Origin of the sequence: Trichormus sp. NMC-1, from assembly GCF_001858025.1 — a bacterium.
GTDB lineage: Bacteria > Cyanobacteriota > Cyanobacteriia > Cyanobacteriales > Nostocaceae > Anabaena.
In genome coordinates this window covers 20,513-35,168 of sequence record NZ_LZQD01000016.1, presented here as the reverse complement: position 1 = coordinate 35,168, position 14,656 = coordinate 20,513, and the positions used below count along the sequence as shown (strand labels likewise).

At 41.5% G+C, this 14,656-nt stretch carries 12 protein-coding genes and 1 pseudogene; 6 read left to right on the top strand and 7 right to left on the bottom strand.

Going from position 1 to position 14,656, the window contains the following annotated elements:
- Positions 1-356 precede the first annotated feature (356 nt).
- Positions 357-1,196 (bottom strand): diaminopimelate epimerase, encoded by an 840-nt coding sequence (gene dapF, locus A9Y75_RS25350; RefSeq protein ID WP_071192603.1) that lies wholly within the window; start codon positions 1,194-1,196, stop codon positions 357-359.
- 77 nt (positions 1,197-1,273) lie between these two features.
- Here dapF and A9Y75_RS25345 point away from each other — a divergent pair, with 77 nt between their 5' ends.
- A complete protein-coding gene (locus A9Y75_RS25345) occupies positions 1,274-1,558 on the top strand; it encodes a hypothetical protein (RefSeq protein WP_071192601.1) in 285 nt (94 codons plus the stop codon).
- Positions 1,559-1,875: 317 nt separating this feature from the next.
- Here A9Y75_RS25345 and A9Y75_RS25340 read toward each other — a convergent pair whose 3' ends face one another.
- A complete protein-coding gene (locus A9Y75_RS25340; protein ID WP_071192599.1) occupies positions 1,876-4,179 on the bottom strand; it encodes a cation:proton antiporter in 2,304 nt (767 codons plus the stop codon).
- Positions 4,180-4,333: 154 nt separating this feature from the next.
- Between A9Y75_RS25340 and A9Y75_RS25335 the strand changes: the two genes are divergently transcribed.
- Positions 4,334-5,773: an FAD-binding domain-containing protein gene (locus A9Y75_RS25335; RefSeq protein ID WP_071192598.1), complete on the top strand. Its 1,440-nt coding sequence runs from the start codon at positions 4,334-4,336 to the stop codon at positions 5,771-5,773.
- A 116-nt stretch (positions 5,774-5,889) separates the two neighbouring features.
- Here the strand turns inward: A9Y75_RS25335 and galK are convergent, their stop codons facing one another.
- Together galK and A9Y75_RS25325 are read right to left on the bottom strand one after the other, a co-directional pair.
- Positions 5,890-6,960: a galactokinase gene (gene galK, locus A9Y75_RS25330; protein ID WP_071192596.1), complete on the bottom strand. Its 1,071-nt coding sequence runs from the start codon at positions 6,958-6,960 to the stop codon at positions 5,890-5,892.
- A gap of 83 nt (positions 6,961-7,043) precedes the next feature.
- Positions 7,044-8,129 (bottom strand): M24 family metallopeptidase, encoded by a 1,086-nt coding sequence (locus tag A9Y75_RS25325; protein ID WP_071192595.1) that lies wholly within the window; start codon positions 8,127-8,129, stop codon positions 7,044-7,046.
- A gap of 127 nt (positions 8,130-8,256) precedes the next feature.
- Between A9Y75_RS25325 and A9Y75_RS27040 the strand changes: the two are divergent.
- The 4 genes and pseudogenes from A9Y75_RS27040 to A9Y75_RS25310 all read left to right on the top strand — a co-directional run.
- Positions 8,257-8,531, top strand: a pseudogene (locus tag A9Y75_RS27040) (bile acid:sodium symporter family protein); the annotation flags it as partial.
- Between the two features lie 77 nt (positions 8,532-8,608).
- Positions 8,609-9,496, top strand: coding sequence for a bile acid:sodium symporter family protein (locus tag A9Y75_RS25320; protein ID WP_071192593.1), 888 nt, complete (start codon positions 8,609-8,611; stop codon positions 9,494-9,496).
- A gap of 294 nt (positions 9,497-9,790) precedes the next feature.
- A complete protein-coding gene (locus A9Y75_RS25315; protein WP_071192586.1) occupies positions 9,791-10,090 on the top strand; it encodes a type II toxin-antitoxin system HigB family toxin in 300 nt (99 codons plus the stop codon).
- Positions 10,074-10,478 carry a hypothetical protein gene (locus tag A9Y75_RS25310; protein ID WP_071192584.1) on the top strand — a complete coding sequence of 135 codons (405 nt, stop codon included), beginning with the start codon at positions 10,074-10,076 and terminating at the stop codon, positions 10,476-10,478. The genes A9Y75_RS25315 and A9Y75_RS25310 overlap by 17 nt, the downstream gene beginning before the upstream one ends.
- Positions 10,479-10,726: 248 nt before the next feature.
- Here A9Y75_RS25310 and A9Y75_RS25305 read toward each other — a convergent pair whose 3' ends face one another.
- The 3 genes from A9Y75_RS25305 to A9Y75_RS25295 form a co-directional block, all read right to left on the bottom strand.
- Complete coding sequence (locus tag A9Y75_RS25305; protein ID WP_143046509.1) at positions 10,727-10,978, bottom strand: hypothetical protein; 252 nt, start codon at positions 10,976-10,978, stop codon at positions 10,727-10,729.
- A gap of 216 nt (positions 10,979-11,194) precedes the next feature.
- On the bottom strand, positions 11,195-12,295 hold the full coding sequence (gene galT / locus A9Y75_RS25300; RefSeq protein WP_071192580.1) for a galactose-1-phosphate uridylyltransferase: 1,101 nt from the start codon (positions 12,293-12,295) through the stop codon (positions 11,195-11,197).
- Positions 12,274-14,133, bottom strand: coding sequence for a glycoside hydrolase family 2 TIM barrel-domain containing protein (locus A9Y75_RS25295; protein ID WP_071192578.1), 1,860 nt, complete (start codon positions 14,131-14,133; stop codon positions 12,274-12,276). Before A9Y75_RS25295 ends, galT begins: the two co-directional genes overlap by 22 nt.
- Positions 14,134-14,656: the final 523 nt, after the last annotated feature.

Here is a 14,656-nt window from a genome sequence, read left to right as displayed (position 1 = left end):
GGGGGGTTTTGTTTTTTCTCTTCTCTGACTTTTCTCTTAGGGAACACCAAAAAATAAATTACCCAAAAACTGTAGAGACTGTAGAGTGGGTGTAGCTTTGCGGGCATGGCTGCGGTAGAGCGGAGCGTAATCCACTTTTACCCACCCTTGCCAGTATAAATGGTGGGTTACGTCGCAACGGGTGCAAATCTTGATATTTATGATATTATCTTGTGCGCCTAACCCACCCTACAAATTGGACATTTTTTTCTTTGGAAGTTCCTTATTTCCGGATTATCTAGCGGCAGGTCGCCATACACATACGCTAATACAGGTAAAACGACTAGCCGCTAGTCAAATCAATCTATTCAATAAGGCTAAAACTTGCCCGTGAAGACTCGTTCTGCCGGTCCAGTCATGTAAATTCGTTGATCAATTTCTGACCATTCAATTTCTAATAGTCCTCCTGGTAATTCTATAGTTGCAGTGCGATCGCATAAATCATTCAATACCCCAGCTACTAAAGAAGCACAAGCACCAGTACCACAAGCTAAGGTGATACCTGCACCACGTTCCCAAACCCGCATTTTCAAGTAATTACGATTGACTACTTCGATAAATTCTGTGTTGATTCTTTGGGGAAAAACTGGATGGTGTTCAAACTTAGGTCCGATGCTTTCCAGTTGAATAGCAGCAACATCTTCAACAAAGGTAATGCAGTGAGGATTTCCCATACTGACACAGGTAACATCCCAAGTTTTCCCAGCCACCTCTAAGGGTTGATTAATCACTTTACTGTCAGCAGGTGTGAGAGTGGTAGGAATTTCTTCAGCAAGTAACCGGGGTAGTCCCATATCCACCTTTACTTGACCATCGTCCATGAGTTGGGGTGTCATCACACCGGCTAGAGTATGAATGCGATAATGGTCTTTAGTGCGAGATAAGCCTTCTAATTCAGCTAAAAACGCCCCTAAACAACGAATGCCGTTACCACACATTTCCGGTTCCGAACCATCAGAATTAAAAATTCGCATGGTGTAGTCAGCACCGTTGTCACCAGGAAGAGCAAAAATTACGCCATCAGCCCCGATACCAAAATGACGATCGCACCATTTCACCGCTGCTTCTGGTGTGATTAGGGGTGTAGAAGATGAACGGTTATCAATAAGAATGAAATCATTACCTAAACCGTGATATTTATTAAATTCGATTGCCATTTTTCCCTAGATGAATTATCAAAGATAAATTACTGCTTAATTAAACATTGTGCCTTGTGCATATATCATTACCAAAAATGGCAACAACTGAATTTGACACGACTCTTCCTAGCATTCGACAAGTGCAAAATTGGATTAAACAAAAACCAACTGTCGAATTAAAACTCGTGACGGGAGACTTAATCATAGGTAAGGTTTTTTGGCAAGATGCCAATTGTGTGTGTATTTTAGATGGAAACAGTGAGCAAATCACTATTTGGAAGCAAGCGATCGCTTATATGAAACCGCAAAGTGAGACAGTCATAGAAAGAGGATTAGTCCCAAGAGATGCAAAACTTGAAGTTGCCAATTTAGACTCTTGACCGAAAAGAATGGGATACAAGCCCCGTCCTTGAAGGACGGCTTTATGGTAAAATTTAGGTAGAGTCGCCATAGGGCATTGGGAGACTTTAAACGGACACGGAGGGATGGTAAGACCACTTGTGGCGCAACCCAGCGAAGTGTCAAGGAATCCTCGCTCCTTTAGGATGAGGAGGTATGTCAATACCCCCACTAGAGATAATATCGTGTCCGGTTGAATACTTATCATTAGTGCTGACGCGGTGACGCGGAGAGTTTTTTGATCAGCAATTAGCCGGACATAATATAGTACCAACTTAAAAACAGCTTATGACCTCTTTTAGATACTCTCTACCTCACCAAATTTAACCATTGGCAGCGCTAGGGATAATCCACAAGCGCCAATAAAAAATTGTTGAAGTTGATTCAGGCTTGACAAACTACCGCATAGCAGGACTTGATCACCTGTTTTTAAGTCTATGCTGCCATGAGGAAAACGGATAAACTTGCCATCTCGCCGAATTGCCTGCACTTTTACCCCATACTGTTCATCAGTGGTCAAATCTGCCAAATTTTTACCCAAAATAGGGCAATCTGCTTGTAGTGTTACCCATTGACAAGCGTTATTTTTATTGGGAACAGCTACTTGTCCTTGGGCAAATTCTGCTAATGCGGCTAATTCCTCAGACTCACCTACAACCAGTAAGCGATCGCCCTCTTCTAATTGAGTTTGACTGTTAGGATAATCTATTTCTTCTCCATGAGATCGTCGTATAGCCATTAAACTTACACCCGTGAGGTAGCGCATATCAGCTTCTTCTAAGCTCATCCCAATCAAGGGAGAACCGGATGGTAGATCATACCAGCGACGATTCAGATCGCGGGTTACTTGTTGTAAATATTCGGAAACTTCCGCAGCTGAACACTCTGGACGCAATTCTAAATAATGATCCTTGCGGATTTCCTGCATTTGTTGCTGCACTACTTCTGGTGATAAACCAACCCCGGTTAGTAAATAGGTTGCCATTTCTAAACTGGCTTCAAACTCTGGTTGCACCACTTCCCTCGCGCCTAGTTGATAAAGCACCTCAATATTTTTATCTTGGGTAGCGCGGACAACTAAATCTAGTTCTGGGGATAATTCCAAAGCTCGTTTTAAGCACAGACGAATGCTTGCAGGGTCAGGGAGAGCGATCGCCATTCCCTTAGCATGATTCACACCCGCCGTTTCCAGCACATGAAAACTTACGCCATTACCATAAACATAAGGTATGCCAGCATCTCGTAACTGCTGAACGCGACTTTCTGACTGGTCAATAACTACCACAGGTAACTGGTGTCGCTGTAATAACTTCACCAAATTCTTACCAATTCGCCCGTAGCCGCATACTACTATATGGTCTTTTAGTGGCACATCTTCGGAAAAATCACGGGCTTGATCTTCCACCAAATAAGGTTTTAGCCAAGGCATTGATTCAGCAAAATCAAATAAAAATGGTACTAAACGCAGAACAAAAGGAGTCAACATCAGTGTGACTGCGGTAGTTCCCAAAATCAGTAAATATATGCGTCGGGAAACTAAACCCAAAGCTTGCCCTTCACTGGCAAGAACAAAGGAAAATTCTCCAATTTGTGCCAGTCCTAGCCCAGCAATTAAAGCTGTTTTTAATGGATAGCCAAATAATTTAACTAGAGGTGTGATAATTAAAAACTTGCCTACAAACACTAGGGCGACAAGTCCGAGAATTAGTTCCAGGTTGTTCCACAAAAACACTGGGTCGATTAACATCCCAATAGCAGCAAAAAACAAACTGGCGAAGATATCCCGTAGCGGTTCAACAATAGTCAGTGTTTCGTCGGCGTACTCAACCTCAGAAATCATCAACCCAGCCACAAACGCTCCCATCTCGATTGATAGCCCCAAATATTCTGTTAATAGGGCAATACATAAACACAGAGTTACCACCCCTAACAAAAATAGCTCCCGGCTTTCAGTACGGGCTAACAGTCTTAGTAAAGGAGGAATTAACCAAATTCCCGCTACAATTGCCCCAGCAGCAAATAAGCCAATCCTGACTAGGGCTGTTAACACTGCTATCCCCAGAACATCAGCTGGTTCATGGAGGGCTGGTAATACAGCCAACATCAGTCCCAAAGCCAAGTCTTGCACTACCAAAATGCCCAGCATTACTTGCCCATGGGGTGTTTCTGTTTCGTTGCGTTCCATCAAGCATTTGAGGACAACTGCTGTAGAAGACAAAGAGAGAATTGACCCCAAAAATACGCCTTTAGCTGGTAAACTTCCCCAAGCGCCTGTTATCCCACATACCAAAACCGTGATCAAAATGGTGAGGGCAATTTGTAAAGTACCGCCACCAATAGCGATCGCTTTTACCTTCTTGAGTTCTGCCAAGGAAAATTCTACACCCAAGGCAAACAACAAAAAAGCTACTCCGAACTGAGCCAGGGTTTCCACCTGCACAACTTCTTTAATTAGTCCCAGTCCAGATGGTCCGACAACCATCCCGCCGATGATATACCCCAGTAAAACTGGTTGTTTTAAGAGTGCAGCCAACAGTCCACCGCAGGCGGCGACAGCAAACACTGACACTAAGTCAACAATTAATCTAAAATCCTCTTGCACCAGTTTTTAAAGAACTATTAAGACCTAATAAACCCAGCATACAAAGTTTTATCTCTTTGAGGGGATGGGAATAGTCCCATAAAAACAAAAAAAAGTAAGAGCGCAAGTGTGCTTTTAGATGTAAAATAGTACAAAGAAACTATACTAATGTCTAATGTCTGACCTCATTCTGTTTTGGCATCGCCGGGATTTACGTATTTCTGATAATACAGGACTAGCCGCTGCAAGAGAGCGAAGTGCAAAATTGGTAGGTGTATTTTGCCTTGATCCTGATATTTTGCAGCGAGATGATATAGCTCCTGCTAGAGTAACTTATATGATTGGCTGCTTGCAAGCACTGCAACAGCAATATAGTCAAGCTGGTAGCCAATTGTTAATTCTGCACAACAACCCAGTGATAGGGATTCCGGTTTTAGCGCAGGCTTTAAAAGCTAAAGCTGTGTTTTGGAATTGGGACGTAGAACCATATTCACAAACAAGAGATATCGCCGTAATTGATTCTTTAAAAGCAAAAGGTATTGAATTTCTTCACCAAAATTGGGATCAATTACTTCATTCACCAGCAGAAATTTTTAGTGGTTCTAAAACTCCCTACACTGTTTATACTCCTTTTTGGAAAAATTGGATTACTAAACCCAAAGCAACTCCTGTAGAAACTCTGCCAAATTTTGCAGGTTTAACAGAACAAGAACAAGAAATTGCTCAACAAGCGGGCGCAATTAAATTACCATCTTCTCAAGATTTAGGATTTATTTGGGATGGAGAATTAATTATTTCTCCAGGAGAATCAGCAGCACAAAAACGCTTAGAAATATTTACAAAATCTGCTATTAATGAATACCAGGAACAGCGTAACTTTCCTGCTATTGATGGAACATCTCAATTAAGTGCAGCATTGAAATTTGGTGTAATTAGTATTCGCAAAGTTTGGCAAGCGACAATAGAAGCATTAGACAATAGTCGTAGCGAAGAAGTTACAGCAAGTATCCGCACATGGCAACAAGAATTAGCTTGGCGGGAATTTTATCAACACGCTATGTATCACTTTCCCGCATTATCTGAAGGTGCATATAGAGATAGTTTCAAAAACTTTCCTTGGCAAAATAATGAAGTACATTTTCAAGCTTGGTGTGAGGGAAAAACGGGTTATCCGATAGTTGATGCAGCCATGCGCCAGTTAAATGAAAGTGGCTGGATGCATAATCGATGTAGAATGATTGTTGCTAGTTTTTTAACTAAAGATTTAATTATTAATCCTCAATGGGGAGAAAAATATTTTATGCAGAAACTCATTGACGGTGATTTATCTGCTAATAATGGAGGTTGGCAATGGAGCGCTTCTAGTGGCATGGATCCCAAACCATTACGGATTTTTAACCCCGCAAGTCAATCACAAAAGTTTGATGCAGAAGGAGAATATATTCGCCAATGGGTGTCAGAATTGCGATCTGTAGATAGCCAATATTTAGTCAGTGGTAATATTCTGCCTTTGGAACGTCGTGCTGTGGGTTATCCTGCACCAATTGTAGATCATAAAAAACGGCAAGCTTTGTTTAAAGAGATTTATCAGCAGCAAAAAGTGGGAGTTATTTAATTTTAACAGCAGAGCAATGCAAATAAATGCAAATAAATGCAAATAATCCATTTCTGTTGATAGCAATTCCTACATTTGTGAAGTACAACAAACCAGAATTAAGAGACTTACAAAAGTCATAAATTGATTGTAGGTACTAAAATTTGGCCGTTGTAACCTATATGGTTGTATTCTTCAACTACTTTTGTCGCAATATCTCTTCCTTGACCTGATGTAACTAAAGCAACACAAGCTCCTCCAAAACCTGCACCTGTCAGCCTTGCACCAAATACTCCTGGCGTTTTCTGCAAAATTTCTACCAAAGTATCCAGCGCAGGTACAGAAACTTCGTAATCATCCCGCAAACTAGCATGAGAAGCGTTCATCAACTCTCCAAACCGCTCAGGTGTGACTTCCTGTAAAGCTTCCAAGACGCGGTTATTTTCTGTAATCACATGACGGGCGCGATCGCATAACGGTTGAGGTAATATATTTGTATCGTCAACATTAGTAATATCTCGCAGTGCTTTCACTCCCAACAAATGCGCCGCCGCTTCACACTCAGCCCGACGCTGGTTATAACCACTAGTGGCAAGTGTACGCGGCACACCACTATCTATTATTATAATCTCTGTTCCAGGTGGAAAAGGCACGAGATAGCGTTCTAGGGTACGAGTATCTAAAAATAAAATATGTTTGCTATCCGCTAAACTAGCAGCCATTTGATCCATAATGCCGCATTGCACACCAGCATAGTGAATTTCTGCTTGTTGTGCCAATTGGGCAATTTCCACATCATTGAGAGGGAGATCAAAAAGTTGACGGATTGCTCTGACGGTTGCTACTTCTAAAGCCGCACTGCTAGATAAACCCGAACCCATAGGCACTGAAGATTTTATATATACCAACAGAGATGGTATTGTGTAGCCTGCGGTTTTTAATACTTCAATACAGCCATAAATATAGCTGGCAAATCCAGATGGTGAATGGTGCGTATCTAATATAGTGACTTGCTCATTTAAATTTTCTGAGTAAAAATGGTGCGCGTTATCTCTACTCATACCCAGTAATACTGTTGTGCTTTGAGGAATGGCAGTTGGCAGCACAAAACCATCGTTATAGTCAGTATGTTCACCTATTAAATTTACCCGGCCTGGCGCACTGGCTTCTGCTTCGGGTATGGTATTGAATATTTCTTTAAAATTCATAATGTTTTGGTTTCGCGCAAAGGCGCAAAGGGGCAAAGGCGCAAAGGAAGAATTAAGTTTATACCTGAAATTTGCGGTTATGTTTATTTAACTAAAGGCACAGCCCGTAATCTCCCTTCTACTTCTACACTGGGAAAATTTGAGTCAAAAGTCAAATTCTCTAATTTCCCATCTTCAAGCATTACAAAAGTATCTTCTATCTTTGCACCCCGTACACTTGGATTCCAAGCAAGAGCCATTCCTGCTGTTAAAGTATCGGTAGCAGTTGGAGTTGCGATAATTTCTCTGGCTAAATATCCTGTAGTTCCTCCCTGATGATGTTCAAGGATAGTATGGGGAAATCCATGTTGTGTATAAGCTTGAGCTAGGGCGTGATAAATTGCGTTTAGGGCAGTTCCAGGTTGAGATAAATTTAAGGTTACTGCTTCAATTTCCCTGATATGGCGGTGCAATTCGGCATTCTCATTTGAAAGGTTGCCAAAACTTACAAATCTCGTCAAATTGGCATACAAACCATAACCTCTAGCGCAAAATACCATCATTGCTTGTCGTCCAATTGGTTCTGCTGTGGGTGTGGCATGACGGTATAAGGGTAAACGCCTCTCTCCAGCTACCAGCGTCACTGCTGGATGCAGTCCCCTTGTCCATAATGCTTCTGCACCAGCACCAGCTAACTGGTATTCTGTCCAAGTCGGCTCGGCGGCTGTGAGTACCTCTGTCATCGCTTGGCTGGCTTGCAGTCCTATTTGGCGATATCGTTCTAACTCGCTGGGCATCAGTACCCGCTTCCGGTTTTGTAAAGATGCTGGTAATGGTTGCTCCCCCAGAACAGGTTTATCACTAAGAACTTTTCCAGCGTTTGTAATTTCACGGACAAAAGTTTCACGTTTGTCAGCTTCAGCCCAAGGACTGATGTGTACTTGAAAATTTGGTGGTAATTCTTCATCTTTCAGGCGTTGCGCTTCAATTTCATCGGTTAATATCCACGCACCTTCCGCAGTTACTAATACTTCTGCTACGCCAGTTTCTGAAGTTAGTAAGACAGTGTGAGAAGCGCCCGCAGTTGCCCAAGCAAACCAATCTGTACCGCGTAAACGTATAGCCTGGGTTTCGGTTTCAGCTAGGGTTTGTCTCATGAGTTTCAACTTGGCGGAGACTTCTTCGTTCATGGGGATAAACACAGATAGATACAGATAATTATCCAGTTCTTCTTCGTCTGTCTGCGTCTGTCTGAGGTTGTGAACTACTAACAGCAGTCTGATATTATCTTTTGTGTAATTTCAGACAAAATTGATTATGGAAGCAAGCTTTTTGAGTGCGGTTGTTTTACCGATCGCTCTAGCTATCATTATGCTAGGAATGGGTTTATCTCTTGTACCAGAAGATTTCCAGCGTGTAAAGAAGTATCCCAAAGCTGTCTCAATTGGCTTGATCAGTTAGTTTTTTTACCTATTATTGGTTTTGTCATTGCTAAAGTTGTACCGATGCAACCTGCGATCGCTATGGGTTTCATGATAATAGCACTGTGTCCAGGTGGGGTACACTCAAATCTAATTACATTCGTCGATAAAACTGGGCTTGTAGCAGGTGCAACTCCTGTATAAACAGTCTGATATCATTTTTGTGTTTAATTCATACAAACTTGATTATGCAAGCAAGCTTTTTGAGTGCGGTTGTTTTACCGATATCCTTGGCTATCATCATGCTAGGAATGGGTTTATCTCTTGTGCCAGAAGATTTCCAGCGTGTAAAGAAGTATCCCAAAGCTGTCTCAATTGGCTTGATCAGTCAGTTAGTTTTTTTACCTATTATTGGTTTTGTCGTTGCTAAAGTTGTACCGATGCAACCTGAGATCGCTATGGGATTAATGATAGTAGCACTTTGTCCAGGTGGAGCATCCTCGAATATATTCACATTCCTCGCTAAAGGTGATGTTGCACTCTCTGTCACTCTGACTGCTTTTAGCAGTGTAATTACAGTATTTACGATTCCGGTGTTGGGAAACTTAGCATACAAGCACTTTATGGGAGAAACTGCCGCCATCGCCCTGCCCATTGGTGCAACAATACTGCAAATTTTTCTGATGACGCTTCTGCCTATAGGTTTAGGAATGGTGTTGCGACAAATATTTCCAGAACCTGCCCGTCGTCTAGAAAAAGTGACTAACCGCCTAGCAATTGGTTTACTTGCGGTCATTATTATCATGCTCATCGTTCGTGAGTGGAACCGTATTCCTGGTTTTATTCTCCAAGTTGGTGTTGGTGTTGTGCTGTTGAATAGCATCTCAATTTTGGCAGCATTTTATACTACTAAGCTGTTTAAGCTCAATCCTCCTCAACAAATCTGCATTACCATTGAAGTTGGCATTCAAAATAGCACACTAGCGTTCGCAATTAGTGTCGGACTACTCAACAATCCTGAGATGGGTATATCGGCTGCGATTTACGGTTTGTTTATGTATGTTACAGGGTGGATTGTTATTCGCTACGGGAGAAGATTGGCTGCAACTAACTCGGTTCTAGAGAGTCAGGTTTAGCATAGGGAGAAATCAGGCTTTAGTATCTTAATCGTCTGAATCAGAATTGATAAGATTTAAGGATTTAGAGGATTTAATTTTCTGTATTTTTTTCATTCTGTTCATCCTTTAATTCTGTATCCCTGACGGGAGGCTTATGGCTATAGCTTGCGTGACGACGTAGGAGTCATACGCCACGCAAGCTAAAGCCATAAATCCTGATTCTGACATTTTAATCTTTTTATGAGGTGCGTTAGTCTTTAGCATCACCCTACTGCCCTATGATTTTAATACTCTCTTTTTTAATCAGGGAAGATGCACGTTATTAGTTTTAAAATATTAAGAGAATATACAGAAAACCACGCTGATTGTGAGGAAGCACTAAACAACTGGTATAAAATTGCTAGTAAAGCTAAATGGTCAAACTTGGTTGAAGTACAGCAGGTTTTTCCCAAAGCTGAGGCTGTAGGTAATTTTACAGTTTTCAATATTAAAGGCAATAAATACCGCTTGATTGTTAGTATAGATTATGAAGGTCAATTAATTTATATTAAATATATCCTCACCCATTCAGAATACGATAAGGATAATTGGAAAAATGACCATTACTTTTAATCCAGAAAGATACAAAAAACTATTAACAGTCTATCTTCCCAAACTTATCAAGACCGAAGCAGAAAATGAACAAGCTTTAGCTATTGTGGAAGATTTAATGCATCGTGAACGCACGCCCGAAGAAAATGAACTATATCAATTATTAATCACTTTAATTGAAAAGTTTGAACAAGAATATTATCAAATTAATCAACAGAATGATCCTCAATCTATGCTGTTATTTCTTTTAGAACAATCTAACCAAAGCAAAGCTGATTTACAAACTGTTTTAGGTTCAGAAATTTTGGTTGATGATATTTTAAATGGTAATCAAAATATAACTTCAGAATTAGCCCAAAAATTGGGAGAATTCTTTCATGTGGAAGCAAGTTTATTTGTAAATCCCTAAGTGATAGCAGAGTCAGAGACTCTGTGATAGCATTGAGAGAAAGTAGCAGCAACCGATTTGAAAAATTCCTTCGCTTTTTCTTCTGGTAAAGCGTCGTTAGTAAATATCCCGGACGCAAGTTCTGTTCCTGCCAAATACTTCAAGCGATCGCTATGGGATTAATGAACAGCAGACGAAAAACTAACAAAAAACTAACAATTAATCCTCCTTCGTCAAACTGGGAAGCACAAAAATAATTTCCTAATTAATTAATACTCATACCTAACCTGATATTCACTAGCTTCGTTGATACCCCCTACCTGTTGGTAGATATCGCTTTGACTCAAATAAATATCTTTGTGTTTATCAACAGAAGCGTCCAAATTCTCAAAATGTAGTTGTATTTCTTTACTGATTGGGTTAAAAACTGTATTCAGGTATTTTAAGCGCAAGAACACTCTAAAATTCTCATGATCAGCAAATTCATAAATCTTTCCTGGCTCTAAGTTTAGCTCAGTCATAGTTACTCTCATCCAGTTTATAATTTGGCTTCTGGATATTTTATTTGAAACTCTGGGAGAAGTTTCCTACCTTCAGAATAAATACTACTGTTTCTTCGTACCTCTACCAGATGAGATGCCTTGACTTTGTGTTAGTTAGAGTTCAGGAAAACAATAACAGCAAAAAAAGGCGCACCTCATAACGAATGCGCCTTTTTTAATTTACCTATTTTCCCTTTATGCCGAAATTGGCATTCGCAGATTAACACTCACTGCTTGCAATTCCTTGGCTTTCTCCTCTGGTAAAGCGTCATTAGCAAACATCCCCGCTGCAAGTTCTGTTCCTGCCAAATACTTCAAGCGATCGCTCGTGCGGTATGGTGGATAAAACTGGGCGTGTAAATGTGCCTCTGGATGTGCTAAACCATCCGTAGGCGCTTGGAACCAAGACATTAAGTAAGGAAAGGGACGATTCCACAAGCCGTCATATTTGAGAGTGACAGTTTTTAAGGCTTTAGCAATTCCCCAACGTTGTTCTAAGCTTAAGTCTGAGAAAGTGGCAACTGGCTGTTTTGGTGCTACCCAAACCTCATAAGGATAACGCGCACAGACAGGAACGAATGCGATCGCATCCTCATCTTCATAAATTATCCGTTGATTATCAGCAATTTCTTTCTCAATCAAATCCGCTAACAACCCGCGTTGATGTTCCTGATAATACCGTTGCTGTTGTTCTAACATCCTCGCTGGCACAGGTGGCACAAACGGGTAGGCGTAAATTTGCCCATGTGGATGATGTAAAGTTACACCAACTTCCACACCTTTATTTTCAAAGGGTAGCACATATTGAATTTGGGGATTTTTGCCTAAAACCTCCGTGCGATCGCTCCAAACTTGCAAAATTAAATCCAAATGTTCCACTGTCAAGGACGAAAGTGAAGCATGGGCATCTTGGGTAAACACCACAACCTCACAAGCGCCATTTGCCGGTAAGGTTTCCACAATGCAATCAGGTGGATTGTTTGCCGTCGTTACCATCGAGGGAAAACGGTTCTCGAATACTGCCACATCATACTTACCGACTGGTAATTCAGTAGGGAAATCAGGGTTGCGGCTAGGGGCGAGGGGGTTATATTCTGGGGGTGGTAAAAAAGTCCGTCCTTGACGATGACTAGCATAAGCCACCCATTCACCTCGCAGGGGATGCCAACGCAAGTGGGGATTTGCCCGCACTGGCTCATTACTGGGGCTAGTGGCTATAATTGCTTCAGAAATTGGGCAACGGCTGTACAATGTCATTTGCCGTCCATCCGGCTTTAACAAGCTGTGGGAGTACATAATCCTTGTCCTGAAAGAGTAGCAGCACGGATTGCTTCAATGGGAAATTTTGGCGTGCGATCGCCGTACAATAAACCGTTAGCTTCTTGGAATGTATCAGTGAATTGTGTGTAACAAAAGCCGCTGAATATCTCGATATTATTCACAGTTTCGAGTAAAGCAGCGTACTTCATTTCTAGCTCGGTGATATTCCAGCAACGCTCATATCCCCAAGCTTTGTCTGCTTGAGGTTGGGTAGCAGGTGCATAAGCAATACCACCAAACTCTGTCAGCATGACCGGTTGTCCCTGGTGTGGATAATTGTCCAAGGTGAGGATACGTCCACCAGGACGCTTACGCTCAAACAAATCTGATAATTTCACTTCTGGGCCATAACGATGAACCAATTGCTGGGGTTGGGTGTCGTAGTCATGAATAGCGAGAATGTCTGTATCTGTACTTTCCCAACCATCATTACCAATTACCGGACGAGAAGGATCAAGGGTTTTGGTCAAATAATACATTGCCAAAACATAATTTCTATGGGCAGCCGTCTCAACCAAGTTAGGAACTCCCCAGGATTCATTAAAGGGAACCCAGGCGACAATACAGGGATGGTTAATATCGCGGTTGATGACCTCAGTCCACTCGTGAGTCATACGTTCTACAGCTTTATGGCTAAAGCGATAGGCACTGGGCATCTCTTCCCATACTAGCAAGCCTAAGACATCTGCCCAATATAAAAACCGAGGATCTTCAATTTTTTGGTGTTTACGAACTCCGTTGAAACCCATTGCTTTAGCCAGTTCCACATCACGCCGCAATGCATCATCATCCGGTGCTGTCATCAGCGACTCTGGCCAGTAACCTTGGTCGAGAACCAGCCGTAAATAATAGGGACGACCATTAAGCATAAAGCGATCGCGCTGAATACTCACTGTCCGCAATGCAGTATAGGATTTGACTGCATCTAGCACTTGGTTGTTATACACCAACTGAATTTCCGCATCAATCAAAGTTGGTCTTTCTGGACTCCACAGTAATTCATTGCGGTAGTCATCAATACCAGGATCAGCCAAAGCAATGCGGCGACTAACTTCTCCGTCGAACACTTCGTAGGTATCGTTAGCTAATACCTTACCGCCAACGCTCAATTTCACCTTCATTTGAATGCCGGAAACAGGTACATCACCTGCCAGCGCCACACAACAGCCAATTTCCCAGCGTTCAAAGTTAGGACTCCAGCGAATGTGATCCACATAAGTTGTCCCTACACGCTCAAGCCAGACAGTCTGCCAAATCCCCGTAGTGCGTGGATACCAAATACTGTGAGCTTCTAACTGCCAATCTTGCTTACCACGAGGTTTCGCTAGTTCGTGTGGATCATCTTGCGCCCATACTGTTACCTTGGTTTTGCCACTGTCATTCAAAACGTGGGTAATATCAATGCTAAATGGGGTATGGCCGCCTTCATGTTCAGCCAGATATTGGTCATTTACCCAAACCCGCGCTCGATAATCTACAGCCCCAAAATGCAGCAGAAATCGCCCTTCTCCAGCAGGTGTTTCAAATTCTCGCTCATACCAACAGTTGGCATGAAAACCTGTATCACCAATCCCACTTTTGGTAGATTCAGGAGCGAAGGGAACTTCTATATGATGAGTCCATTGACTAAGGTCGCCGGGTTGGGAGCAATTACCTTCATCGTCAAAAGCGAATTTCCACTGTCCGTCCAAACTTTGCCAGTTTGAGCGCCGCAGATGCGGACGTGGATATGCCGGATCTTGGAAACTCAAAATCTGCTTATTATCACTCTCAGAGGTGAATTTTTCCAAATTCTCGATAGCTAATGCTTTCATCTAAAACCTCTTCCTTAACTGCCACAAAAAATTGTTTTTCTATTTTTGGTTGAATACAACCTAGTACCGTTGCGCGGAAATCAAAAATAAAAATAAAAAATCAGAATTTAAAAGCAAAAAGAATGATATTCCGTGTTTTTGCACTGCTTTTAATGGTAGTTTGATTCCCGCTTTTAGCTGCAATATGCTGTATGTAGTTATTTCCGTGTACTGTACTCGTCTATTTACAGAAATCACAGGATTTCTGGACTAATTTATGCTTTTTAGAGTCAATGGAGTGTTGTTTCCTTGCATTGAACTAATTTTAAGTGGCATCAAAATATTATTTATGGACTTCCGGCTCGTGACATTATGACACAAATAAACCAAATATTTATCCAGTTAGATGAAAATATTCAAGAAAGTTTTTAAACCAAATTATAACGAGTATATTGAAAACATGGGTATTTGCAGATAGGTCTTGATTTCAGCAATGTATTATATTAAACTTGCTCAATAATTAATATAATAGCTATTGCCAACT

Coding starts and splice junctions, on each gene's coding strand:
- dapF (WP_071192603.1), bottom strand. CDS start 1,196: ATGGCAATCGAATTTAATAAATATCACGGTTTAGGTAATGATTTCATT.
- A9Y75_RS25345 (WP_071192601.1), top strand. CDS start 1,274: ATGGCAACAACTGAATTTGACACGACTCTTCCTAGCATTCGACAAGTG.
- A9Y75_RS25335 (WP_071192598.1), top strand. CDS start 4,334: ATGTCTGACCTCATTCTGTTTTGGCATCGCCGGGATTTACGTATTTCT.
- galK (WP_071192596.1), bottom strand. CDS start 6,960: ATGAATTTTAAAGAAATATTCAATACCATACCCGAAGCAGAAGCCAGT.
- A9Y75_RS25325 (WP_071192595.1), bottom strand. CDS start 8,129: ATGAACGAAGAAGTCTCCGCCAAGTTGAAACTCATGAGACAAACCCTA.
- A9Y75_RS25320 (WP_071192593.1), top strand. CDS start 8,609: ATGCAAGCAAGCTTTTTGAGTGCGGTTGTTTTACCGATATCCTTGGCT.
- A9Y75_RS25315 (WP_071192586.1), top strand. CDS start 9,791: ATGCACGTTATTAGTTTTAAAATATTAAGAGAATATACAGAAAACCAC.
- A9Y75_RS25310 (WP_071192584.1), top strand. CDS start 10,074: ATGACCATTACTTTTAATCCAGAAAGATACAAAAAACTATTAACAGTC.
- A9Y75_RS25305 (WP_143046509.1), bottom strand. CDS start 10,978: ATGACTGAGCTAAACTTAGAGCCAGGAAAGATTTATGAATTTGCTGAT.
- galT (WP_071192580.1), bottom strand. CDS start 12,295: ATGTACTCCCACAGCTTGTTAAAGCCGGATGGACGGCAAATGACATTG.
- A9Y75_RS25295 (WP_071192578.1), bottom strand. CDS start 14,133: ATGAAAGCATTAGCTATCGAGAATTTGGAAAAATTCACCTCTGAGAGT.